The 23,978-nt window shown below is 51.4% G+C and carries 18 protein-coding genes; 12 read left to right on the forward strand and 6 right to left on the reverse strand.

Features of this window, described 5'->3' with window-relative positions; all coding sequences use genetic code 11:
- Positions 1-60: 60 nt before the first annotated feature.
- A complete protein-coding gene (locus ACXX82_RS18755; RefSeq protein ID WP_458563464.1) occupies positions 61-741 on the reverse strand; it encodes a gamma-glutamylcyclotransferase in 681 nt (226 codons plus the stop codon).
- 331 nt (positions 742-1,072) lie between these two features.
- Positions 1,073-2,365: an amino acid deaminase gene (locus ACXX82_RS18760; RefSeq protein ID WP_458563465.1), complete on the reverse strand. Its 1,293-nt coding sequence runs from the start codon at positions 2,363-2,365 to the stop codon at positions 1,073-1,075.
- Between the two features lie 207 nt (positions 2,366-2,572).
- Between ACXX82_RS18760 and ACXX82_RS18765 the strand changes: the two genes are divergently transcribed.
- From ACXX82_RS18765 to ACXX82_RS18785, 5 genes are all read left to right on the forward strand, one after another.
- Complete coding sequence (locus tag ACXX82_RS18765; protein WP_416186820.1) at positions 2,573-3,502, forward strand: MurR/RpiR family transcriptional regulator; 930 nt, start codon at positions 2,573-2,575, stop codon at positions 3,500-3,502.
- A gap of 1 nt (position 3,503) precedes the next feature.
- Positions 3,504-5,015, forward strand: a complete 1,512-nt coding sequence (locus ACXX82_RS18770) for an N-acyl-D-amino-acid deacylase family protein (RefSeq protein ID WP_322237321.1) — start codon at positions 3,504-3,506, stop codon at positions 5,013-5,015.
- Positions 5,016-5,104: 89 nt separating this feature from the next.
- Entirely contained in the window at positions 5,105-5,488 is a 384-nt protein-coding gene (locus tag ACXX82_RS18775) for a RidA family protein (protein WP_323507278.1), read from the forward strand.
- Between the two features lie 276 nt (positions 5,489-5,764).
- Entirely contained in the window at positions 5,765-7,114 is a 1,350-nt protein-coding gene (locus ACXX82_RS18780; RefSeq protein WP_322237325.1) for a GntP family permease, read from the forward strand.
- Between the two features lie 160 nt (positions 7,115-7,274).
- Positions 7,275-7,991: a hypothetical protein gene (locus ACXX82_RS18785; RefSeq protein ID WP_458563466.1), complete on the forward strand. Its 717-nt coding sequence runs from the start codon at positions 7,275-7,277 to the stop codon at positions 7,989-7,991.
- Positions 7,992-8,300: 309 nt separating this feature from the next.
- Here the strand turns inward: ACXX82_RS18785 and ACXX82_RS18790 are convergent, their stop codons facing one another.
- The 3 genes from ACXX82_RS18790 to ACXX82_RS18800 form a co-directional block, all read right to left on the reverse strand.
- Positions 8,301-8,621, reverse strand: a complete 321-nt coding sequence (locus ACXX82_RS18790) for a hypothetical protein (protein ID WP_322237328.1) — start codon at positions 8,619-8,621, stop codon at positions 8,301-8,303.
- Positions 8,622-9,085: 464 nt separating this feature from the next.
- Complete coding sequence (locus tag ACXX82_RS18795; RefSeq protein WP_322237330.1) at positions 9,086-9,667, reverse strand: DJ-1/PfpI family protein; 582 nt, start codon at positions 9,665-9,667, stop codon at positions 9,086-9,088.
- A gap of 331 nt (positions 9,668-9,998) precedes the next feature.
- Positions 9,999-11,240, reverse strand: coding sequence for an MFS transporter (locus ACXX82_RS18800; protein ID WP_322237331.1), 1,242 nt, complete (start codon positions 11,238-11,240; stop codon positions 9,999-10,001).
- Positions 11,241-12,542: 1,302 nt separating this feature from the next.
- Between ACXX82_RS18800 and ACXX82_RS18805 the strand changes: the two genes are divergently transcribed.
- Complete coding sequence (locus ACXX82_RS18805; RefSeq protein ID WP_458563467.1) at positions 12,543-15,428, forward strand: autotransporter domain-containing protein; 2,886 nt, start codon at positions 12,543-12,545, stop codon at positions 15,426-15,428.
- Positions 15,429-16,133: 705 nt separating this feature from the next.
- Here the strand turns inward: ACXX82_RS18805 and ACXX82_RS18810 are convergent.
- A complete protein-coding gene (locus tag ACXX82_RS18810; RefSeq protein ID WP_322237333.1) occupies positions 16,134-17,273 on the reverse strand; it encodes a glycerate kinase in 1,140 nt (379 codons plus the stop codon).
- Between the two features lie 438 nt (positions 17,274-17,711).
- On the opposite strand from ACXX82_RS18810, the gene ACXX82_RS18815 reads away from it, so the two are divergent.
- The 6 genes from ACXX82_RS18815 to ACXX82_RS18840 are packed head-to-tail and all read left to right on the forward strand — an operon-like array spanning position 17,712 to position 23,977.
- Entirely contained in the window at positions 17,712-18,878 is a 1,167-nt protein-coding gene (locus ACXX82_RS18815) for a hypothetical protein (protein WP_458563468.1), read from the forward strand.
- A gap of 12 nt (positions 18,879-18,890) precedes the next feature.
- Complete coding sequence (gene dapA, locus ACXX82_RS18820; protein WP_458563469.1) at positions 18,891-19,781, forward strand: 4-hydroxy-tetrahydrodipicolinate synthase; 891 nt, start codon at positions 18,891-18,893, stop codon at positions 19,779-19,781.
- A 40-nt stretch (positions 19,782-19,821) separates the two neighbouring features.
- Positions 19,822-20,889 carry an amino acid ABC transporter substrate-binding protein gene (locus ACXX82_RS18825; RefSeq protein WP_322237338.1) on the forward strand — a complete coding sequence of 356 codons (1,068 nt, stop codon included), beginning with the start codon at positions 19,822-19,824 and terminating at the stop codon, positions 20,887-20,889.
- 19 nt (positions 20,890-20,908) lie between these two features.
- Positions 20,909-22,084 carry an amino acid ABC transporter permease gene (locus ACXX82_RS18830; protein ID WP_458563470.1) on the forward strand — a complete coding sequence of 392 codons (1,176 nt, stop codon included), beginning with the start codon at positions 20,909-20,911 and terminating at the stop codon, positions 22,082-22,084.
- Positions 22,085-22,097: 13 nt separating this feature from the next.
- On the forward strand, positions 22,098-23,201 hold the full coding sequence (locus tag ACXX82_RS18835; protein ID WP_322237342.1) for an amino acid ABC transporter permease: 1,104 nt from the start codon (positions 22,098-22,100) through the stop codon (positions 23,199-23,201).
- Between the two features lie 29 nt (positions 23,202-23,230).
- Positions 23,231-23,977 (forward strand): amino acid ABC transporter ATP-binding protein, encoded by a 747-nt coding sequence (locus ACXX82_RS18840; protein WP_322240562.1) that lies wholly within the window; start codon positions 23,231-23,233, stop codon positions 23,975-23,977.
- Position 23,978 lies beyond the last annotated feature (1 nt).

Consider the following 23,978-nt stretch of genomic DNA (forward strand, 5'->3'; position numbering starts at 1 on the left):
TGAACAGGCTTTACCGCCAACGAGCAGCCTTCTCAGACCTTCTCTGCCCTGACATAAAACTTATTTATTCTCACTCTGCAATTGCGCCCACAAGCGCGCCAGATAAGGATCTTGAAGTCCATCCTTAAGCAATCCCTCAAGCGTATGTTGCAAATACTCTCTTGCTGGCCCGTATAAACCGCTCGCATCCCGTAAATGCGAGACGACGATCGTGTCAGACAGGCGTCCGGCATAGCCAGCATGATGACGGTTCATGACAAACGCCAGCGCTTTGACCTGATGCGGCTGATGGTCCGCCGTTTCTGGCAATCGAATGGATAGCCAACGTGGCAGATACGCGCCGGTCAACATTTCACGCCGCCACAACATGCGCAACTCGGTTTCGATATCGGCGGCCGGTATGCGAAAAGCGACACCATGACAGCATCCGCCTCGGTCCAGTCCCAATACCAATCCCGGTTTATCGAGCGTGCCACGATTGATATTTGAATATAAATAAAATCCTCGGTGATAGCCGTGCAAAGTAGCGCGCCGCCGCTGCGTAAATAGCACCATCGGATTCCAGATCAGCGAGCCATAACCGAACAGCCAGATATCACCATGCGTTGTCGGTAACGACGCCAGCATCCCGCGCCAGGAAGCTTCTAGCGCCTCTTCCGATAGAAACGAAGCAGCAATAGGTGTGTTGATTAGCGCTCTACGCAAGCGGTCTTGTTCCAGGTCTTGGCGGGTGATACTCATGTCCGTTAGGATAAGCTTGGCACGCTACTTTGCACAAGTGAACGTAACATTTGCAGATAAATTTTCCACGATTTTTTAGTGCCTCAATCCCCAGAAAATACCAATCGATTCAGTGCCAATGGGTTGCGTATTATTTCAAAAAACTATGATAGTTTTTAGTATCAATGCGCGCAACCCTGTAAATATTGTCTAAATAGTACGCCCCAAAGTGCGTCTTCGAGGAAGTATTCCGAGCGGCTGCAATTCTCAAAGGCGGTATCGCCGCTACATTCACATAATGTGTGGCGACGAAGGGATTATTTGTTGGCAACAATCGTTGCCGACGAGTGCATCAGAAGAACGTATGAACAACATCAATGACATCGAACTCAGCGTTAACCACCGCTATTTGTCGCCATTTATCGAAAGTCAGACACGGATGAGAAATATCGAAAGCGACCATGTCACCGACTTTGATATCGTCGCCAGCGGCGATTTCCATGTAAGCATGCTGATCCATCATTCCCGTCAGTTTCCAGTGTGAGGGTGTTGCGCCAGGTTTACTGGTTCCGGGACGATAGTGCTTTGCTGGTTGCGGCAATCCGGCATCGAAGGCTGCATCCCGTTTGCCAAGCGCGATAATCGCTTTGCCCGGTTCTGGGAGAGATTGTACGTAAGCCCATAATTGCAATGCCGGTAACAGATTCGTACGCATTTGTCGGGCAACCGGATTGCGGGTTTGAATCTGTTCTTGCGATGCACGATAAACGCCGACGTCATGCGTCAGATAGCAGCCGGGCCGAAGGATGACATCCAATGGCAAGCCGATGTCAGCTTTAGAAAATTCCTCCGCCACAACGTCGTACCAGGCAGAACCAGCGCCTGTCAGAATCACTGGGCGCAGCGCAGCGCGCTCGCCCAATTGACCGGATTTGGCAATATCGCCGAGGCAAGTAACGGCACGTTGCAAAAACTGTCGAATATCTGCTTCTTCTTTCAATACGCCCTCATAAAGCTCTACGCCAGCCAGAACGATGTGACCTTTCCAGTGGGCGATAGCTTCGAGTACGGCAGTTTGTTGCTCGGCATCACGGACGCCAGTGCGACCGTCATCAGAACCTAGTTCTAGCAGCACGTGTAACGTCTGGTTGCGTGCTTTGAAGAAACTGCCGAGCAAATCAACGCCCGCAGCCGAATCCACTAAACAACAAAATTCGAATGATGGATCAGTCAGCAAATGGGAGACGATCACCATATTCTGTTTGCCGACCAGTTGATTTGCCATGATCACGCGGCGCACGCCATGTTCATAGGCCACTCGGGTTTGGTGCGCAGTCGCTAATGTAATACCCCATGCGCCGCCAGCTATTTGACGTGCAAACAATGCTGGTGCCATCGTGGTTTTGCCGTGTGGGGCTAACTTAACGCCGTATTCGGTGACAAATTGTTGCATCCATGCGAGATTGTGTTGCAGGCGTTCTTCGTACAGCACGGCGGACGGCAAGCTGACTTCCTCGCGCAGTAAGTTCCAGCGCAAATCCTTGACAGCAGCGGTTACAAGCGGTTGTTCAAAATCTCCCAAACCTTTGTTCAGAGGCAGCAAAATCGGATTGACAATGCTGTCGTGATAGTTTGTATCATTCATTGATATTTCCTTCATTTATATCGGAGATAGGTAAAATATTGCAACAAAAAATTGACATTTTCTATTCATTTTTCATTCGTAAATAGAAAATATTCTGCTTCTGATATAAAGTAACACAAAAGATATTCGTCGCGTGGTAAAGTTGTTTAAAATTGATGCGCGGCAGATTTTAGAATAGGTCATATTTCAGATAGGAAAAGAGAGCGCATGCCACCCAATTGGTCGCCTGCTATGGCGCGTGCCATAGCAAATACGGTTACAGAAACATTCGATATCGTGTCTCGTATTTCCGAGCGCAGCGGACATCTGCGGCTGGCCGAGCAAAAGGTTGCCCAAACGATTTTGGCCGATTTGCCGTTCGCCGCGGCAGCAAGTATCGGCACGTTGGCAACACTTGCCGGGGTCAGTCAAGCCAGTGTGACACGTTTCGCGAGAGCAATCGGATGCCGCGACGTACGCGACATGAAAATGAAGTTGGGACAAGCCACCGCGATTGGCGAGCGATTTTTACGCGCTGAATTGCCAGCGCCAGAAGGGCGCGTGCCACAGATCGCAGACATTATTTACGCTGATATTGGCAAAGTACTGGAAGTCAATCGAACTCTGCTGAATCAAGATGCATTGCAGCATGCCGCGCGCTTGTTACTGGATGCTCGCATGATTTACGCGTTCGGTATGGGTGGTGGTTCCACCATGTTATCTGACGAGGCGCGTTATCGGTTGGTACGTTTGGGGAGGCCCGCAGCCACCTATCACGATGCCTTGTTGCAACGCATGGTGGCCGCTACGTTGGACAAAAATGACGTGGTATTAGTGTTTTCAACTACAGGAAATGTGCCCGAGTTGCTTGCCAGTTGTCGGGTGGCAAAAGAGTACGGCGTGCGTCTGGTTGCGATCACCGCATTAGGTTCGCAACTGGCGAAGATCGCCGACGTATTACTGCCCCTCAAATCGCTTGAAACCGATTTCATTTTTAAGCCTTCGTCGTCACGCTACGCGATGATGATGGTACTAGATGTACTGATGGCTGAACTGGCTTTATTGCAAAAAGATCATAGTCAGGAATTACTGCGACGGCTGAAGTTCACGCTCGATACACACCTTGGAAGCGGCAACCGTGAACCGTTAGGAGACTGAAATGAATGGCGAAACAAATAAGCAAGAGGCCAATAGCGCCAAAAATAGCAGTAATACAAGCTGTGATACATTAATCCGCAACGTATCGTTGATCGACGGCAGCGGCGCAGTTCCCTTTAGTGCTGATGTTGCCCTCATGGATGGGCGCATCCTGCAAATCGCAGCAGTCGGTTTGCTGGACGTTTGGCAAGCGCCGCAAGTTATTGACGGAAGCGGCAAGGTATTGAGTCCTGGCTTTATCGATGTGCACACGCATGACGATACCAATGTCATTCGCCAGCCAGAGATGTTTCCTAAACTATCGCAAGGCGTGACCACCGTCATCGTTGGTAATTGCGGCATCAGCGCCGCTCCGGTCAGCCTCAAAGGCGCACCGCCTGATCCGATGAATTTGCTGGGCGAGTCAGACGCTTTTAGTTATCCCACATTCGCCAGTTATGTCGCAGCAGTCAATCAAGCGCAACCATCCGTCAATGTCGCGGCCCTGATCGGACACACAGCATTGCGCAACAATCAAATGGATCGTCTTGATCGGGCAGCTACGGACCAGGAAATTAACGCCATGTGCACGCAATTGCGCGAAGCATTGGCACATGGCGCGTTGGGTCTGAGTACCGGCCTTGCTTACGGCAACGCGATCAGTGCGCCAACTTCCGAAGTGATGGCGCTGGCCGCACCACTGGCCGCTGCCGGTGGAATCTATGCGACCCATTTACGGAGTGAGTTTGCCGAGATTCTGGAAGCAATGAACGAAGCTTTTGAAATCGGTAAACATGCACGCGTTCCGGTCGTGATTTCGCATTTGAAATGCGCCGGTGTTGATAACTGGGGGCGCAGCGGAGAAGTGCTTGCGGCACTTGAACGGGCGCAACGTTATCAGCCGGTCGGCTGTGATTGCTATCCTTATACCGCAAGTTCATCCACGCTGGATCTGAAGCAAGTCACCGATACCATTGATATTCAAGTCACTTGGTCCGTGCCACATCCCGCCATGGGCGGCAAGTTATTAGCAGCGATAGCGGCGGAGTGGGATGTTGATTTGCTGGAAGCAGCGCGGCGTTTGCAGCCAGCCGGTGCCGTGTATTACGGCATGCATGATGATGATGTTGACCGTATTCTCAGCCACCCTGCAACGGTGGTTGGATCGGATGGATTACCAAATGATCCATTGCCGCATCCACGTTTATGGGGCGCTTTTCCACGGGTGCTTGGCTATTACAGCCGTGAAAAAAAACTTTTCCCCTTAACTGTCGCCATCAACAAGATGACTGGCTTGTCAGCGCAACGCTTTGGATTAACTGAGCGTGGATTGGTGCGAGAAGGGTACTGGGCCGACCTCGTGTTGTTCGATCCTGAAACGGTACGCGACGCAGCGACTTTTACTGACCCAATGCAAGCTGCCGAAGGCATCGAGGCGGTTTGGGTGAATGGTGTTCTATCGTATCGTGGCGGCACAGAAAAGGCCGCCACCGGTCAACGTGCCGGGCGATTTTTGGCACGGTCGGGTACGTAGGTCGTTACCGCATTTTCAACAAGCCATGCAAACAAACAATTAAGCAAGCAACACCACAGTAGTACATATCAATTTTTAAAGGAAAGAAAATGACAATCAAACGATACGGCGTAGAAGGCGGTACTGGAACAGGTGGTCAGCATCTGCCATTTGCGCGCGCGGTTGAGGCGGATGGCTGGCTGTATGTATCCGGTCAGGTCCCGATGGTCAATGGTGAGGTAATTGATGGCGGCATTGTCGCCCAATCGCATCAGGCGATTAAGAATGTCCTCGCGATTCTGACCGAAGCCGGTTATGGTCCCGAACACGTCATTCGTTGCGGCGTCTGGCTTGACGACACACGCGACTTCCCATCATTCAATCGTGTGTTTAAGGACTACTTCGGTGCCAATCCACCGGCGCGCGCCTGTGTCCAGTCGGCGATGGTGGTCGATTGTAAAGTGGAAGTAGATTGCATCGCCTTCAAACGCTAGCATTAAGTCTAAAAAGACAAGCGTAGTGGATTTGCTGGCGGGGCTTGTCAACGGGTAGAAAAAGCATCAAAAATAACCAACTGACGTGATATAAAGAGCATCGTTTAAAAAACCAACCTGAAACTGACCTTGCCCATTGCAAATAGTCGCCATTATTTAACACGGAGCGCCGCCCAAAAACAGCGCCACCAAATGGGAAATAGTGGTATCACTTACCAAGTGCATTTGCTGAAGTGGCAGGCCGGTTATCTGAAGTGCTCACCTTAGGAGATAGTAATGGAGATGGTTCAGGGAAACATGCTGCTAGCGTACGCACTGATCGCAGTGATTACGCTGGTAGTATTAATTGCAAAATTCAAGATGAATCCGTTCATCGTATTGATCGTGGTATCCGTCATTTTAGGCGCTGCGGTAGGCATGCCAATGGGCACCATTGTTAAATCATATGAAACAGGCGTCGGTGGCGCACTCGGTCATATCGCACTGGTCGTCGGTCTTGGCACCATGTTCGGCAAGATGATGGCAGAATCAGGTGCGGCAGAACGGATTGCCAACACACTGATCGGTGCCTTTGGACAAAAGAACGTCCATTGGGCCATGATGGTGGTCGCATTGATCGTCGGCTTGCCGGTGTTTTTTGAAGTTGGTTTTGTGTTGCTCATTCCGATTGCCTTCAACGTTGCCAAGCGCACCGGTACTAATATGATTTTGGTTGGTATCCCGATGGTGGCCGGTTTGTCGGTCGTCCACGGTTTGATTCCTCCGCATCCGGCTGCACTGTATGCGGTAACGGCTTACAACGCTGACATCGGCCGCACAATTGTGTACGCGCTCATCGTTGGTATTCCTACTGCGATTATCGCTGGCCCGTTGTTCGCAAAATTGATTTCGAAATTTGTATTTCCGAATCCAGACAATCCACTCTTGGCGCAATTTGTAGAAAAAGACAGTAACCGCGATTTGCCAGGTCTGGGCATTACATTAGCGACGATTCTGTTGCCAGTTGTATTGATGCTGTTAGGTAGTTGGGCAGACGTTTTCTTTACGCCAAAGACTTTCCTCAACGACTTTTTACGCCTGATTGGCAACTCCGTCATCGCATTGTTGATAGCCGCCCTGGTCAGCTTCTACACCTTCGGTAAAGCACGCGGTTTTGATCGTGAAGCGATTCTTAAATTCACAACCGAGAGTCTGGCACCCATCGCTGGCATCACCCTCATCGTCGGTGCAGGCGCTGGTTTCGGTCAAATCCTAAAAGACAGCGGCATCTCAAATGCTATCGTCGGCATCGCCACCAGCGCGCATTTATCGCCTTTGGTTTTAGGTTGGTTTGTCGCCGCACTTATTCGTGTCGCCACCGGCTCTGCCACCGTCGCCATGATCACCGCCTGCGGCATCGTCGCTCCTATCGTCTCCAGCGTTGCCGGTACGCGACCAGAACTGATGGTATTAGCAACCGGCGCCGGTTCGCTGATTTTGTCGCACGTCAACGATGGCGGATTCTGGTTAGTGAAAGAATACTTCAACATGACAGTCACAGAAACTTTCAAAACCTGGACCGTCTGCGAAACTCTTATCTCGGTACTTGGCTTGTTGTTTACGTTGGCATTGTCGATGGTCGTGTAAGTATCCCGCACCCTCTCCGTACAAATGGAGAGGAAGTGCGTAAGAAAAATACCGATTTATCGGTATTTTTTTTCGTTTTAGAAAAGGCACTGACATTCCGTCGTGATAACAAAAAAAGCTAATAAAAAGATTAGGGCAAACTGAAGCACATCATCAATGAATGCTGTTGCTGTTGCAGGCGCAGCCACAGTTGACGTTGCCTTTGACCTTGCAGGCGCAGCCACAGTTGACGTTGCCTTTGACCTTGCAGGCGCAGCCACAGTTGACGTTGCCTTTGACCTTGCAGGCGCAGCCACAGTTGACGTTGCCTTTGACCTTGCAGGCGCAGCCACAGTTGACGTTGCCTTTGACCTTGCAGGCGCAGCCACAGTTGACGTTGCCTTTGACCTTGCAGGCGCAGCCACAGTTGACGTTGCCTTTGACCTTGCAGGCGCAGCCACAGTTGACGTTGCCTTTGACCTTGCAGGCGCAGCCACAGTTGACGTTGCCTTTGACCTTGCAGGCGCAGCCACAGTTGACGTTGCCTTTGACCTTGCAGGCGCAGCCACAGTTGACGTTGCTTTTGACCTTGCAGGCGCAGCCACCTTTGACGTTGCTTTTGACCTTGCAGGCGCAGCCACAGTTGACGTTGCTTTTGACCTTGCAGGCGCAGCCACCTTTGACGTTGCTTTTGACCTTGCAGGCGCAGCCACCTTTGACGTTGCTTTTGACCTTGCAGGCGCAGCCACCTTTGACGTTGCTTTTGACCTTGCAGGCGCAGCCACCTTTGACGTTGCTTTTGACCTTGCAGGCGCAGCCACCTTTGACGTTGCAGTTGATTTTGAAGTGGCACTTGACCTACCCCGACATTGACGCTGCCAAGTTTTTCGGGTGTTAGTCGGGAATTGTTGGAAGACATGTTTGAGCGTAGCGAGTTGGTCTTTCAACCCGACTGACACCCGAAAAACTTGGGAACCCGAAGGGCTGCGTCTCTGCGGTCGCCTTTTCTTTGGTGCCTTTCTTTTGGCGAAGCAAAAGAAAGACACTAGCTGTCGGGCTACCCCCGACAAGCACCCACGGAGCGCCAACCGTTTAAGTTATCAACCATCCATCCATGGCAATAACATCCAGTAAAGAAAAAATGGCCACTTTCGGCAAAAGAAAGCGGCCACTTTTACCCAAGCGTGATCCGATAAAACTAACGAATTTAATCGACGTCTAGGGATGTTTTAAGCGCCAGTCGATCAATCCGCCTCTCAGCATTCTCAGCCAGCATCTGAGAAGACGTCAACGCCAATCGCAGCAAGCGCTCCGTAGCAAGAACAGTCAACGTAGGCGCATCACTCGTACCGCGATCCGCATTGCTCAAATGGACCAAATCAATACAAGTCTGAACACCGCGGCAGACGTCCACCGTCAGCGCATAAAATTGCGCGGCCCGATCATTCTGATACTCGTGAGGCAGCCAAGAAAAAGGCTGATGAAATGCTTCCGAATCTGATGATGATGGCGGGATCGGCTTACTCATGATTGCCCACCCGTGTCGGTGTGAGTAATAAGGCGTGTGATGGTTTCTGAGCAGGCAAAGATAGGCATGTTGTGACTTCCGTAGGTGGCAGTAAAACCGCGCCCTGTCGTCAAACAGGGTGGGCAGCAAATGGCAAGGTTGACGAACCGATACCTACAGCAACCGGCAACCCGAAGGTTCCCCACCATTGCCACCCAATGAAGGCGCAACAAAGGTAGACGCACGAAAAAAAACGGCATTGCGCCGTCTGTGCGCTGTAGGTATGTCAGGTCGTCAAACCAGTTCCCCTTTTTCTCAGGGACCAACAGAGTATAAGACATTGCACCATCTTTTGCGAAATTTTGATGCAACCACAATATAGACAATCCACGACCACACAACCAACAAACAAAATGGCCGCCTCCCATTGTAGGAAGCGGCCATTTTCTGCCTGAACCAAATATCAGCAACAAACAACGAATAAATTACAACTCAATCCGCGTCCCCAACACCTTCAAAAACTGCGCCAACCAAGCCGGATGTGCCGGCCAAGCCGGTGCAGTCACCAGATTGCCATCGGTATGCGCTGCCGTGATATCAATCTCCGCATATATTCCACCAGCCAGTTCTACTTCTGGCGCACAGGCTGGATAGGCCGAGCAGGTTTTGCCTTTCAAGATACCAGCGGCAGCCAGCAACTGCGGCCCGTGACAAACCGCTGCAATAGGTTTGTTAGCCGCGTTGAACTGCTGAACGATTTCGATCACGCGTTTGTTCAGGCGCAGATATTCCGGTGCGCGACCGCCGGGAATCAACAATGCATCGTAATCGGCGACATTGACATCAGAGAAAGACGCATTCAGGGTAAAGCGATGGCCGGGTTTTTCGCTATAGGTTTGATCCCCCTCAAAATCGTGAATGGCGGTTCGAATACTGCTACCGGCAGATTTTTCAGGACAGACCACATCGACGACATGACCGACCATCTGTAAAGCTTGAAAAGGCACCATCAGTTCGTAATCTTCGACGTAGTCGCCGGCAATAAACAGAATTTTTTTTGCGCTCATGATGATTCTTTCAGTAGAAAGTTAGTGAGGAAATGGGTGATAAGTACGGCACTGATCCTGAAAAACTGTGTGATTGAAAAGAGTATAGCGAGTTGGTGACAGCGATATGACAGCGGCGCTGGGGCGGTAAAGCGGCGTTCACATAACGTTATTCAAATGCTGAATTTACTTTATAGTAATTTTTCCTAAATTCAAATATAACGTAAAAAGTTAACTAGAGTGGAACAGTTCCGGCAGCGAAACAATAAAGTTTACCATGCCACCTGGCCAACTTTATTGTGCGCCTCCCACACTATTTTGTGCTATTTTTTATCAAGATTTAGTGGTTTTTTTAGCGCGCTGATCCTTGCTTGGTACCGTGACCAGTCACCCGCGCCGCCATCGCCCGTTGCACAACATCGCGCGACAAGCGCCAATAGAGCAATGCGACCAACGTTGATAAAAAAGCAAAACCCATCATGCCAGCGTACAAGTACAGCATCTTATAAAGTTCGATCCCCACACCATACATCAGCATGCTGACGATACCCATGGCCGCGGCGACCGTGCCTTTGGAGATATCGCTTTCTGTTAGCGTAAATCGGACCATCACCGCGACTGATAATCCTTCGCCAAAAGAGATCAGGCTGATCCCGAGTACTAGAAAGTAGGGCGTTTTGAATATCGCAGAGCCGACTAGCATCACGACGATGCCGCATGCAATGGGATACATTGCATACTTGACCGACGTGCCGAGGCGCCAGCGATCTGCTTGCGTGGCAAGCACAAGATTGCCAGCAATCAGGCTGCCGAAAACAGGTATTTGCCATAAGCCATACTCAATCACGCTTAAGTGTCCGTCTGCGACCAAAATCAGCGGCGACATAGCGATCCAGCCGATCAACGGTACGGCGAGCAAGGGAATAGAAAGGGCGCCCATCAAGAAATAACGATTGCGGAATACTTGCTGATAATCGTGCCAAATGTGTATGAGCGGTAGCTTTTCCTTGCGCGGTTGAACAGTCTCTGGCATGTGCAGGGCGAGGCCAATCAACGCGACCGATGACACCGCTGCGATGAAAACAAACACCATGCGCCACGGCCACATTTCGATCATGAAGGCCCCCGCGACCGGACCGATAAGTGGCGCGATTAGTGCGACGTTGGCCATCATGGCAGTGACTTTGACGGCTGATTTTTCTTCAAAAGCTTCCTGCACGACGGCGTAACCGACCGAGGAGATGAAGCATAAACCAATCCCCTGGACCACGCGCAAAATGATAAAACTCTCAATGCTATTGGAGAATAAGGTTGCCAGGCAAGCAAGGATAAAAAATACTGTCCCTCCCAACATCACGGGACGTCGTCCTATGCGATCAGACAACGGACCAAACAGCCACTGGAATAACGCGCCACCTAATAAGAAGGCGGTCATCGCAGACGCCATCCATGCCTCGCTTGCACCAAACTCTCTGGTGACCGTCAGCATGCCAGGCTGGATCATGTCGTTGGCGATGTAGACAGAAAATTCAAATAACACCAATGCCAGCGGGAACATCAGCGTTGAGCGATTGAGTGAGGATATTTTTTTCATTATTTTTTTAATAGCATTGGGTAACGCTGAAGAGTGGAGCATTGCACAAATGCGTGTTCATTGCTCGTATTTGGAAAGTAGTGACGGCACGGATGGAGCTTACATTGGCTGCGACCAAATGCGATCGTCAATGGCCGCGGGCGACTGTCGAAGAGAGTGCTCTATCTGTCGAAACAAATGGCGCGCTATAAATATTTTATTTTTGGATGTTGAATAGTACTTTGCTTGGTCATGATCCGTAAATTATCAGGCGACTGTGAGGAAATTGAGTTTGAGAGCGCATTGTTTTTATAAGCAGTTTATTTTAGACGCGTGCCGAGGTGTTATTTTAAATTTGTTGGCGTCATTTTTTTGTTTAAAAAATGCATCGCTGGTGCGCAGATGTTAGTAGCGGCAGTTTAAAACGCCGTCAGAATCGGCCCGTCATTATTTGGTCAGCATCTTTAGTCAGCATCTTTAATCAGAGCCTTAGTTGATTCCCGCGCAACGACGCTGTTTAAGATTGGGATCGTGCCAGACGCGATAACTGATCCAAGTTGACTTCGACCATTAATTTGTAATTTGGTTCAGATAAAATCTACAATAACCAGATAAGCCCGTAGTAAAACAGGGTGGACAACATCCGAGACAACGGCTAGCAAAACCACTGCACGTTCATTAAGAATCTGTGAGCGCTCTGAATAATTTAATTCAAAATTTATGCAGAAAATCGAAAATAAATATTGAAAAAAAATTCTGTCGGTTATGCAGTCCCGAACTCAACCATCAATTCATCATTTGCACGACTCGCCTTGGGGGTGATTCAGTGGATTATAAAAATTTCACGGTAAAAATTTTTATACGATTTCGCAGTGTGGTGCACGTTACTTCCAAGCTTTGTGGATTTTATAGAGCTTGCTTCTATTTATAATATTATTTTGCAGAAATACTTTCCTTGATCATAAACGTCGATTTTACTGCTACTCGACTAAAATAATAATTCCATATAAAATTTTTTCGATTCTCTTTAAACCCCTTTTATTGCTCAAAAAAAATCAGAATATTCACGCTACGTGAACACCTTATTTTTATCATATTGTATTGATGGGAATTCGTGTCTATCTTTAATTTGAAATCTTGTGATGATGAATGTGGCGACTAAGAGCCTTTAATTATAATTGTCGTCGCAACGGAGAATTCGCTAAAAATTCCACCTATGTAACGCGTATCAGCTCCCGTGAAAACCTCGACACGATTTTAAGGCCATATCGACGATATGCACTTTTGTGAGCATTTCTGCTCACGCTCTAGGCGAGGTTTTCAATGCGTCACAAGCGGTTAGTTTCTTTCCCGCCAGCGGCAATAGCGCTTGCGGTTTCAGTCTTGTTGTATGGTTGCGGTGGTGGCGGTGGTGGTAGTCAAAGTCCCGGTACTAGCGCACCTATTCCAACTGCATCAAGTCCCCCAATCTCGTCTAATACAGTCGTGTACAACCCCAGTGATCCGAGCAAGGTCGGGGCGGCGCGTGCACTTGCCATTACCGGCGCGGGCGTGACGGTGGGTGTAGTGGATACCGATTTCAACGTCGCTGATCCTGAGCTGATCAACCGCATCACGAAGACGGTATATACCGCTGCAAGTGGGACGAGCAGCGGCGGTTTTTTTGGTGCGAGCGGCAACGGCGATCCTCATGGTACGGAAGTGGCTGAAGCATTAGGCGGCACGAATACCGGTGTCGCGCCAGGCGTACATATTCAGGGAGTTGCGTCCGGTATCGGTGCTGATCAGTTGGCATTGAATTCAGATATCTATAATTTTCTATACAACAACGGCGTGCGGATTTTTAATCAATCCAGTGGCGTCGGCTCCATTTCGACGCCATCCGGTAGCGCTACTTATTACAGTCTTTATCAACCCTTCGTGGCGAAAGGCAGTTTGTTTGTCTGGGCCACGGGTAACGGCGGTTCATCGCAGCCGACGATGACAGCAGGCTTGCCCGCGCTTTATCCCGATCTGCAGAAGGGCTGGATCGCGGTGACAGCGTTGAATGCTGTCGGCGGTACGCAAGCCTTTTCTAGCGCAGATACGGTTCCGGGTGTGATTTCCAGTTATGCCAATAGATGTGGTGTCGCGGCCAACTGGTGTCTGGCCGCAGCGGGTGATTTTGTCTCACCAAGCGCCGGTGGACGTGTATACGGAACGTCATTTGCGACACCGGCGGTGACCGGTGCGATTGCGATGGTGCAGCAAGTCTACCCTTGGATGAACGCCGATTTACTGCGCCAGACGATCTTGTCGACTGCAACCAGTATGAACGATACGGCAACCTATGGATGGGGATTACTCAACGCTAGCAAAGCCGTTAATGGGCCTGGACTGTTTATACAGAGTTTGGCCCTTGGTCCAAACGTCAACGTTACTTTCGATACGGTTGCATCAACTTTTAGCAATGCGATATCGGGCGATGCGGGACTGGTTAAGGCTGGTACTGGCACGCTGACTTTATCGGGTGCGAGTACTTATTCCGGCAAAAACGAGATCGTGGCTGGCACGTTGAATGTCACGGGGTCGATTACCTCGCCAGTGCAAATCGACGCGGGCGGTAATTTGAGCGGGAGCGGTGGGGTTGTCGCTAACAGCGTGGTCAATAACGGTCGTCTCAGCAATACCGGTAGCGGTCTGACTATTGGCGGTAATTACACGGCTTCGACCGGCGCGGTGTTGGCTAATGATATAAATGCAACGCTGGCGGTTGGCGGCACTGCGACGTTGGGCGGGTCGCATCTGGTTGCGATGGTTCCGGCCGGAAACGCCGATGCTAATGCGTACGTGACTGCGCAGGCGAGCGGGGTGCCGCAAAAGGTGATCACTGCGGGTACAGCGGTGATAAATACTTTTAGTGATGTTGGTTTTCAAAGCGTCGGAACCGCTTTTCCGCCATTGCTGAGCGCGCATGTCACTTATGCACCGAAGGAGGTTGATCTGACTATCGGACGTGTCGCAACGACACTAGCGGCGCAGTCACTTGCCGCCAACCCGACTACGACTAATAGCGCTGCCAATGTCGAGCATGCCATGACCGCAGTTGACGCTATGGTGGCAAGCGGTCAAACGGGCGGTTCCAATGCGGGGATGATCGCTAGCGCAGCAGCATTGGAGCGAGTCCCAACTGTGGCCGCGTTAGGCTTGGCATTGGATAGTTTATCGGGACAAATTTACGCATCGGCACAAGGTTTGACCTTTCAACAATCGCAAGCAGTCAATCGCGCACTGTCGAATCGCTTGTCGCAATTGGGTAATCAGAACAAGCAAGTTAAAGCCGGTGTGTGGGGCAACGTGATCGGTGCTTCCGGCAAACTGACCGAGTCAGGTTACCCCGGTGCAAGTACGTCGATGGCGGGTGGAGAGTTTGGCGTCGACAGGCAATTGAATGAAAAGGCGATCGTTGGCGCGGCAATATCGTATTCAGAAAGTCAGGCAAGTTTTGATCGGTCTGCGGGCAATTCTAAAAGTCAGAACACGGGCATTTCGCTCTACGGTAGGGTTGCACTGAGCGATCTAAATACGCTCGCGGCAAAAGAGACAAAAAGTGATAGTGGCAATGTCTTCAATGGCGGCGCTTATGTATCAGGTCGGGTGGGGATGGCGACGATAACGAGTACGGTTAATCGCACCGCCAGCGTCGGGACTGAAATCGAGAGCCTGACGGGAGAACATAAGGACAATATGTTTTCGGCGTATGTGGAGTCAGGCTATGCGTATGCCTTATCGCCTGATGCGGTCATCACGCCATTTGTCGGTGCGTCTTATGATCGGCTAAAGCGCGGCGGTTTTGCTGAAAGCGGGGGCAGTTTTGGCTTTAATGCTAACAGTCAACATTATCAGCAAACTGCGGCAGCACTTGGGGTGCGTGGAGAGGCAAATGTGGATTGGTTTGCTGGCAAATCTACGGTGCAAGCTTATGCTGCGTGGCAGCATGCATTTTCTAGCGGAAATTTAGATTTTTCGGCGGCGTTTTCTGGTGCGCCGGGCAGCAATTTTACTGTTCAGGGGATTGGCTTATCGCGTAATACAGCATGGAGCGGTGTTGGTATTTCGACAGCAATTAATCGTAGATTAAGTTGGTTTGCGAATTTTGATGGTCAGTTTGGGCGAGGATGGTTGGTGAATAGCGTATTTTCTGTAGGACTGCATTTAACTTTTGATTAGTATGGTGTTGGTGGCTCGAAGTGTCTTGAGTAAGGCTGGGACTGGTTTTGATCGATGTTATATTGATTTTTTATATGTCTTATATCAATAATAAAGAAGACAGCTATGGTGCGGTGCGATATAGTTCATTTGTCTCCTCCAACACCTCCTAAGGGTTTGGATTTACCCCGCTCCCGTAAGGTGAGCGGGGTTTTTTTTGTCTGGAAAATTGTATAGGGTTTGGTTTAGCCATCGCTTTAAAACTACCGCACTATAGCCTGGACGATATATCGCCTGTTAATCATTGAAATCAATTGTCTCGATTTTCATAGGTATCGCAGCGTTGGTCAGGGTGCTGAGTCAGAAAAAATCACTGAGGATGAGCTTTACTCCTTGATTGCGCTGGGCGTGATGGTTTATCAACGGGGTTGCCGAGAGTTCGGCGAAGGCACAACAGGGGTTCTGCTGATCAGAACGCTGAAGCAAGGTGGTAGGGCTTCGCTAGAGCAGGTCTGAATGAGATGAGCGCCCCTGTTGGTGCAAGTTGGTCCGACATAGTTTGCGTCGACTTGGTACAACGGACTGGCCCACCGCAATATGTGGCCTCAGGATGAAGTTCGTCGCCATCACATTGATATTGAACAGCGGGATCCTCGTTGCTTCCGCAACAATTTGTTTCGCCAGATTTGTGTCAATTCGCCGCATCGTAAAAAATCGTCGTACCTCTTAATGAAATGATTGGCCGATACGAATTGCCGCAGCAATGTTTCTTGCGCTGCTGCGCAGGTTTAGGTAGGCGTCCCGCAACGCTTCATCGAGCGAACAGGGAGTCCGAACGGCACCAAAAACCGCGTTAACGCCTGCGTGATAGAGGGCGTCGGCGTCGGCGCCGACTGACCCGCCCAGCGCAATGACCGGGATATCCTTCATGCGGGCGATTCGCGCCACCCCCGCAGGCGCCTTGCCTCGCAAGGTCTGGCTGTCTATCCGACCTTCGCCGGTGATAACCAGTGCTGCTCCATCTATCAGTTCTGCCAGTTTTATTGCTTCTGCGATGATGTCGGTACCTGGACGTAGACGAGCGCCAAGAACCGCAGCGAGTGTCGCGCCGATACCGCCGGCCGCACCGCCGCCCGGCAAATCAATCAAATCCTTTTGCAAGTTGAAATCCCGCTGCAAAATACTGGCGAAATGTGCCAGTCCCTGATCCAGTATCGCTACCATTTCCGGTGTCGCACCCTTTTGCGGTCCAAATATGGCAGAAGCGCCATTTGGCCCGCAAAGCGGGTTGTCCACGTCGCAGGCAAGCTCGAACTGACATTCGTGCAGGCGGCGGTCCAAACCGGTGAGATCAATTTTTTCTAATCTATGGAGGTCTTTTAGCGTCACGTCCTGACTGTTCGAATCCAGCATACGGGCTCCAAAAGCCTTCAAGATTCCGATAGCCGCATCGTTTGTTGCACTACCGCCCAAACCAATGACGAACCGACGCAGACCGATGTCGAGGGCCGCGATGATGAGCTCGCCCGTGCCACGACTGCTGGCAATTAGTGGATTGCGTTCTGATGGCGCGAGGCGTTCAAGTCCACTGGCCGCTGCTACCTCTATCAGTGCGACACCTTCTGGCGTAATACCGAATTTTGCATCGATGGGGCGGCCAAGCGGGTCGCTGACACAAGCGTTCTTATATTCCCCTCCCAGCCCTCTTAAAAGCGTCTGAACAGTGCCTTCGCCGCCATCTGCGATAGGTAGGAGGACATATTCCGCATTTGGAAAAATTTCGTAGAAGCCGGCCCGAATGGCATCTGCAGCTTCCGCCGCACTAAGGCTTTCTTTAAATGAGTCTGGCGCAATGACGATTTTCACGATGTGTGTCTCGATTGGATGTCTTTTAAATTACCCAGAGCGAACAACTATCTGGAGCGAGCCTAAATATGGGCGATCGTATTTCTACGAACGCGTGGACCGGTCTTTTATTGTGGCGTTGACTCTTTTTGCTGTGTCGTCACAGATCAAGATGAGTCGCCACCCCAAATAAAGAGAAAGACGTGCACATGCTGCTTAGCGATAAAGCCCGTTTCTCGGGCTTTCGGCGCTGATTTTCAACCAATTTCTGCGATTTCTTGCGCTCAGAGCTAGGCCGTTCTGCACCTGCACAGAAAAAAACTTGCAAGTCGAATATGCGTAGTGTACATTGTATTCTGTCGACAGTATGCATTAAGAGGAGAAGCCTCCGCAATTCGTGGTGCGGCCGGCGGAGAGTCCAACGGGTAAGACAGAGAACTAGAACTTTGAGAGGTAGAGATGAATGATGACTATGCGGGCACGCTAGAGACTGCGGTGCGCCACTTATGCCGTAGCGCGGATGCTGTAGTGGAGGGGCTGGAAAAGTGGGGCGGAGTTCCGCGGCTTAATGCGATGACCGGCAGCTACAGCTGGGATTCCGAGTACGTCTGGGATAGCTGGGCGAACTTTCAGTGGGCGGGTTTCCTCGCAGGGCGCTTGTGGTTGCTATCCCGACTCGCGCAAGACCAGCGTTATGCCGATGCTGCAATGCATATCAGTCGGCAGATCGGCCCTGTACTTGCGAAAAACCCAACGACTTTTTCGTCGACAGGCATCGACATGTATTACGCCCTGACGCTTGGCTACCAAATGACGGGCGATAAACAGCTAAAGAAATGGGCTTTGGCTGGCGGTGATAATTTTGCCAATATTTTTGACAAAAAAGCCAATGCATTCCTGCAAATAGCAAGTGCCGATCGGATCGTGATTGATACCGGCCTGAATTTGCCTTCGATGCTTTGGGCTTCTCAATGGGAACCTGAGCGGGCAACGTTACCGTACCGGCATCTTGATACGGTCTTGTCTGTTGGCCTTGTCCGAGAGGACGGCTCAAGCTGTCACGCTGCCGCCCTGGATCCTGAAACGCGATCGGTCACACATTTGTTCAGCCTTCAAGGCTGGCGCGACGACAGTGTTTGGGCACGTGGTCAGGCCTGGGCAATGCTTGGATACGCGCACGGATACGAAGCGAGCGGCAATCAGAAATATCTGGATGCTGCAGAACGTGCTGCGGACTGGTATGTTCAAAATGCGCCTTCGGATTGGGTGCCTCGATACGATTACTTCGATCCCGAGCGCGAAAAGATGCCGTATGACTCTTGTGCCGCGGCAATCGCCACCGCTGTTTTGTTTCGGCTCGCCCGCTGGATTCCGGATAAAGCGGAGCGTTATCTCACCACAGCGCGCGAAACGCTGAAGACCTTGATCGCGAATTTTCTTACCGACGGTGGTGTTCTTTTGCACGGAACCTGGGGGCGTATGCGCCACATCGAACCAGGCCACCCGCGCCTGGGCAGATTTCCGCAAGAAGATGTCATGCCCTATGGAAATTACTGGATCGCCGAATGCCTTTTCCGAGAGCTTCAGAGCGATTGGTCTCCCCTTTCATTGAACGACAAACACTAAATAAGGAAAGATATGAAATTTACTGCAAATGGAATCTACACAGCGATCGTCACGCCCTTCACCGCAAACGACGAATTTGACGAAAAAGCCTTTCGAAAACTCATCGATTTCCAAGTGGATGAGGGCGCCGGTGGCCTACTTGTTGTTGGCGGAAGCGGCGAATACGTGAGCCTCACGCCGTCCGAACGTAAAAAGGTTGTAGAAGTTTCTGTTGATCAAGTGCGGGGACGGATCCCGATCATCGTCGGCGCGTTAGCTCCGGCTACCCGCGAGGTACTGGACACGGCCAAGCATGCCGCAGACGCTGGTGCCGATGCGGTTCTGGTCTTGCCTCCTTACTACATCAAGCCAAGCGCGGATGGCATTGTCGAACACTTTGCCGCAATTGCCGACGGCACGTCGCTGCCGATTGTGGCGTACAACAACACGGGACGCACGGGACTGACCCTGGATATCCCGATTCTTGAGCGGCTGACCAAACTTCCATCCATAGTGGCGCTGAAGGAATGTGAGCGCGATCTCGCGGTTGTTTCCGCAAAAATCAAGGCAGTGGGAGAGCGAATCGCGGTCATGTCTGGTGATGATGACCTTGGCTTTCCGACCTTTTTGTTAGGTAGCCCTGGTGGTATTTTTATGACGGCAAACCTCGTGCCGGCTTTTCATAAGAAGCTTTTCGAGGCTACCAAACGCGGCGATATCGCCAATGCGAAAAAAGCCCACTATGCTCTGTTGGCATTGGTTGAAGCTCTCTATACCGCTAATCATCCAGGCCCTCTCAAGGACGCAATGGCCTACGTTGGTCAAGTCATTGGCGCCGCTCGAACTCCGCTGCAACACGGAAGCGCCGAAAGTCTCAAGCGCGCCAAGGCCGCCATCGAAACCTTGCAAAGCCTTGTATTCTAGGAAAACTTCGTTCTTTTACTAACCATTTCAGGACATTAAAATGAAAATCTCGATCTGTTCGCTGTCGGTTGCCGCAATACTCGCCATTTTGTCCATCTATACAGAGCCGGCTTATGCCGGCAAGACGCTGGAAGCAATCAAATCCAAAGGTAAGCTCGCCTGCGGTGTTAATCCCGGTTTGCAGGGATTCGCGGCTGTTGACAGCCAAGGCAATTGGACGGGAATCGACGTCGATGTTTGCAAGGCGGTGGCGGCAGCGGTGCTCTCCGACGCGAACAAGGTCAAGTGGGTGCCGCTCAATTCTGTGCAGCGTTTTGCGGCGCTCCAGTCGGGTGAAATCGACATTCTGTCGCGCAACACCACCTGGACGCTTACGCGCGACGTTTCCTTGGGTTTGAACTTCACGGGAGCAACGTTCTATGACGGTCAGGCATTCATGGTGAAAAAGCAGAAGACAGATCCAGTGACCAAGAAGACTACAGGGGCCAACATCACTAGCGTGAATCAACTCAAGGGTGCCACGGTATGCGTTCGATCCGGGACGACCACGGAGAAAAATCTCACTGACTTCTCGAAAGCCAAAGGCCTTAACCTGAAGGCTGTCGTCTACGAATCGCAAGAGGCGACCGATAAAGCTTACTTCAGTGGTCGCTGCCAAGCGTATACGTCAGACGCTTCAAACCTGGCCTCGGTGCGCAGTGCACAGGCGTCGGATCCGGAAGACCATGTCATCCTGCCCGAGCGTATCTCCAAGGAACCCTTTTCGCCCTCGGTGCGGCGGGGAGATGATGAGTTCTTTGCCATCGTGAAATGGGTTGTCTTTGCTTTGATTGAAGCAGAGGAGTATGGCATCACCCAAGCCAACGTCGATGAGCTCAAGGCGAGCAGCAAGGATCCAGCGGTGCAGCGGATCCTTGGCAGCGGCGAAGACATGGGGCGTCTGCTCGGGCTAGACAAGGACTGGGCTTACCGCGCAATCAAGGCCGAGGGAAACTACGGCGAAATGTTCGAGCGAAACGTCGGTGCCAAGTCGCCTTTGAAGCTGACCCGGGGAATGAACAATCTGTGGAATAAGGGTGGCTTGTTCTACGTGCCGCCAGTTCGCTAACCGAACGGTGATCACGGCCATGAAACATACTGGAAATCAGCGTTGGCGAGGCGGGTGGCGTAGCAAAAGTACCCGCAGCGTAATCTACCAGGTGATCGCGCTGGCAGCGGTGATCGCCATGGCGACATACCTGTTACACAACACGTTCACAAACATGCGTGCGCGTGGTGTTCAAAGCGGATTTGACTTCTTGTCGCAGCCGGCCGGTTTTTCTATTAGTGAAACCTTACTCGTCTTCGATTCGAGCGACTCTTACCTGCGCGCTCTGATGGCAGGGCTGTTGAACACTATTCGCGTTGCAGTGCTTGGCTGTGTTCTGTCGACTATCGCCGGCACGCTGATCGGCATCGGCCGTCTCTCGCGCAACGTACTACTGCGAGGGCTTTGTGGTGCCTATGTGGAAGTTGTACGAAACGTGCCGTTGCTTCTTCAGCTGTTTACGCTCTACTTCCTGCTGACTGAGCTGATGCCGTCGATTGATGCAGCACTGCACCCCATTGATGGTCTTTTCCTGAGCAAAAATGGCCTGCAATTCCCCTTGCCGAAATGGGATGCTGGCTATTGGGGAGTATTTGTTGGAGCCTTGGCTGCTGCGGTCGGCTGCTGTGCATGGCGCATTTATGCCAGACGGAAGCGAGAGGCGAATGGCCGTCGGTTGCCGGTATTAGTTCCGCTGATTTTGATTGTGATTATCTGTGTTGGTGCCGGATGGATGTTGGGTGGGGCGCCACATGTGATGGATGTTCCCAGGCTAACAGATGGGATTATCGAAGGTGGTGCTGCGGTGACGCCAGAGTTTCTGACGATTCTGATCGGCTTGACGATCTATAACTCCGCGTTCATCGCAGAAATCGTACGCGGCGGCATTCAATCCGTGCCCTTTGGTCAGCACGAGGCTGCGGCAGCGCTGGGGTTGGGCCGGATATACGAATTGCGTTTTGTGCAGTTACCACAGGCAATGCGCGTGATTGTTCCTCCGCTGACAAGCCAGTACATGAATCTGACCAAAAACTCGTCCCTTGCTATCGCGATTGGTTATCCCGACTTGGTCTCAGTGGCAAACACGACACTGAATCAGACGGGACGTGCCTTCGAATGCATTTCGCTTGTCATGGGGTGTTATCTGACGCTTTCGCTGGTGACGGCGGTCGGCATGAATATCTATAACAAACGGTCACTCATCAAGGAGCGCTGAAGTGGAGGGTATTATGAAAAGCTCGTTTGCAGCAACTAGTGCGAAAGCCAGGACTTCCTCCCTGGGCAAGGCTTGGCTGTGGTGCAGAAAGAATCTGTTTGGCGGCTTGTTCAGCACCGTGGTTACTTGTGTCATTGCAGTTTTGGTGTTGTCGGTTCTTCCGTCTGCGTTCAACTGGGCTATTCGAAACGCCGTATTTGCGCCCGATAGCGCTGCGTGTCGGGCAGCTGCGGAACATGGCGCATGCTGGGGCGTTATAGCTGCCAAATACCGGATCGTGCTCTTTGGGCGTTATCCCTTTCCGGAGCAGTGGCGCCCGCTTATCGTAACGATTGCCCTTGTGCTTCTGCTCGTGTTGAGTTGCTGGAGAAGGATGTGGCACGCCAAATTGCTAGTGATCTGGTCGGTGACGCTTCTGTCAGCATTTTTTATGTTGCGCGGCGGGTTGTTTGGGCTCGAACCGGTTGAAACTGAGCGATGGGGCGGACTTCCACTGACTATGTTGTTGTCCATGGTGAGCCTTGGACTCTCGTTTCCTTTGGCTGTGATGATCGCGTTGGGGCGTCGATCCAGAATGCCGATAATCAAGGCACTTTGCGTCTTGTTTGTGGAGATTGTTCGAGGCGTACCGCTCATTTCGGTGTTGTTCATGGCGTCGTTCATGTTTCCTTTGTTATTGCCGCAAGGGATGAGCATCGATGTGCTTGTGCGGGTGCTGGTCGGATTGACGCTTTTTACCGGAGCCTATCTCGCCGAAGCAGTGCGGGCGGGGTTGCAGGCTATTCCGAAAGGACAAGTTGAGGCGGCTTGCGCAATTGGCCTTTCGACCTGGCAGACAAATAGCAAAATCGTCCTGCCGCAGGCACTGCGTCTTGTCGTTCCTTCGATGATGAATACGCTGATCGGGACTTTCAAGGACACCTCTCTGGTGACGATTGTCGGACTCTTCGAACTGACAGGATCTCTCCAACTCTCCCTTGCCGATGCAGAGTGGCGGCGCTTCTATATTGAAGGGCAGCTATTCGTTGCGGCAATTTACTTTGTATTCTGCTTTTCCATGTCGCGCTACAGCCGTTGGATCGAGCACCATTTGAACCGTGGTACGCGCCGCCAATGACCTCTCAACCCACTCAATTCCTCGACAGCATGAAAATTGACCAACCGATCATCGAATTTAACGGCGTCCATAAGTGGTACGGCGACTTTGAAGTGTTGCACAACATAAATCTGACTGTTCGCCGTGGTGAGCGTATCGTCGTGTGTGGACCATCGGGATCGGGCAAGTCGACGATGATTCGATGTATCAACCGGCTCGAAGAGCACCAGCAGGGAAGTCTCGTTGTCGACGGCACTGAGCTGACGGATGATGTGCGCTCCATAGAGAGGGTCCGCAGGGATGTCGGCATGGTGTTTCAGCAGTTCAATTTGTTTCCCCATCTGACTGTTCTTGAGAATCTGACCCTGGCGCCGATATGGGTTGGCAAGGTGTCCAGGCGCGAGGCGGAGGAGCGCGCAATGCAGCAACTAAAGAGAGTCCGCATCGCCGAGCAAGCCGGGAAGTATCCGCTCCAGCTTTCAGGCGGACAGCAGCAGCGCGTGGCGATCGCGCGCGCGCTCTGCCTCTCGCCGAAGATAATGCTCTTTGATGAACCAACCTCAGCGCTCGACCCAGAGATGATTCAGGAGGTCCTGGATGTCATGGTTGAGTTGGCTGAAATGAAGATCACCATGCTTTGCGTCACCCATGAAATGTCGTTCGCAAAGGCTGTCGCTGATCGTGTCATTTTCATGGATCAAGGCCAGATAGTCGAACAGGCTGCACCGCGCGAATTCTTCGAAAACCCAAAAAACGAGCGTACCAAAGACTTCCTTTCCAAAATCATCACCCATTAAC

It is taken from the genome of Glaciimonas sp. GNP009 (genome assembly GCF_054343755.1).

What these genes read in the sequence shown, in the direction of transcription:
- ACXX82_RS18765 (WP_416186820.1), top strand. Translation starts at nt 2,573, where the DNA reads ATGCCACCCAATTGGTCGCCTGCTATGGCGCGTGCCATAGCAAATACG.
- ACXX82_RS18825 (WP_322237338.1), top strand. Translation starts at nt 19,822, where the DNA reads ATGAAAATCTCGATCTGTTCGCTGTCGGTTGCCGCAATACTCGCCATT.
- ACXX82_RS18780 (WP_322237325.1), top strand. Translation starts at nt 5,765, where the DNA reads ATGGAGATGGTTCAGGGAAACATGCTGCTAGCGTACGCACTGATCGCA.
- ACXX82_RS18755 (WP_458563464.1), bottom strand. Translation starts at nt 741, where the DNA reads ATGAGTATCACCCGCCAAGACCTGGAACAAGACCGCTTGCGTAGAGCG.
- ACXX82_RS18800 (WP_322237331.1), bottom strand. Translation starts at nt 11,240, where the DNA reads ATGAAAAAAATATCCTCACTCAATCGCTCAACGCTGATGTTCCCGCTG.
- ACXX82_RS18770 (WP_322237321.1), top strand. Translation starts at nt 3,504, where the DNA reads ATGAATGGCGAAACAAATAAGCAAGAGGCCAATAGCGCCAAAAATAGC.
- ACXX82_RS18760 (WP_458563465.1), bottom strand. Translation starts at nt 2,365, where the DNA reads ATGAATGATACAAACTATCACGACAGCATTGTCAATCCGATTTTGCTG.
- ACXX82_RS18790 (WP_322237328.1), bottom strand. Translation starts at nt 8,621, where the DNA reads ATGAGTAAGCCGATCCCGCCATCATCATCAGATTCGGAAGCATTTCAT.
- dapA (WP_458563469.1), top strand. Translation starts at nt 18,891, where the DNA reads ATGAAATTTACTGCAAATGGAATCTACACAGCGATCGTCACGCCCTTC.
- ACXX82_RS18805 (WP_458563467.1), top strand. Translation starts at nt 12,543, where the DNA reads ATGCGTCACAAGCGGTTAGTTTCTTTCCCGCCAGCGGCAATAGCGCTT.
- ACXX82_RS18785 (WP_458563466.1), top strand. Translation starts at nt 7,275, where the DNA reads ATGCTGTTGCTGTTGCAGGCGCAGCCACAGTTGACGTTGCCTTTGACC.
- ACXX82_RS18840 (WP_322240562.1), top strand. Translation starts at nt 23,231, where the DNA reads ATGAAAATTGACCAACCGATCATCGAATTTAACGGCGTCCATAAGTGG.
- ACXX82_RS18775 (WP_323507278.1), top strand. Translation starts at nt 5,105, where the DNA reads ATGACAATCAAACGATACGGCGTAGAAGGCGGTACTGGAACAGGTGGT.
- ACXX82_RS18815 (WP_458563468.1), top strand. Translation starts at nt 17,712, where the DNA reads ATGAATGATGACTATGCGGGCACGCTAGAGACTGCGGTGCGCCACTTA.
- ACXX82_RS18795 (WP_322237330.1), bottom strand. Translation starts at nt 9,667, where the DNA reads ATGAGCGCAAAAAAAATTCTGTTTATTGCCGGCGACTACGTCGAAGAT.
- ACXX82_RS18830 (WP_458563470.1), top strand. Translation starts at nt 20,909, where the DNA reads ATGAAACATACTGGAAATCAGCGTTGGCGAGGCGGGTGGCGTAGCAAA.
- ACXX82_RS18835 (WP_322237342.1), top strand. Translation starts at nt 22,098, where the DNA reads ATGAAAAGCTCGTTTGCAGCAACTAGTGCGAAAGCCAGGACTTCCTCC.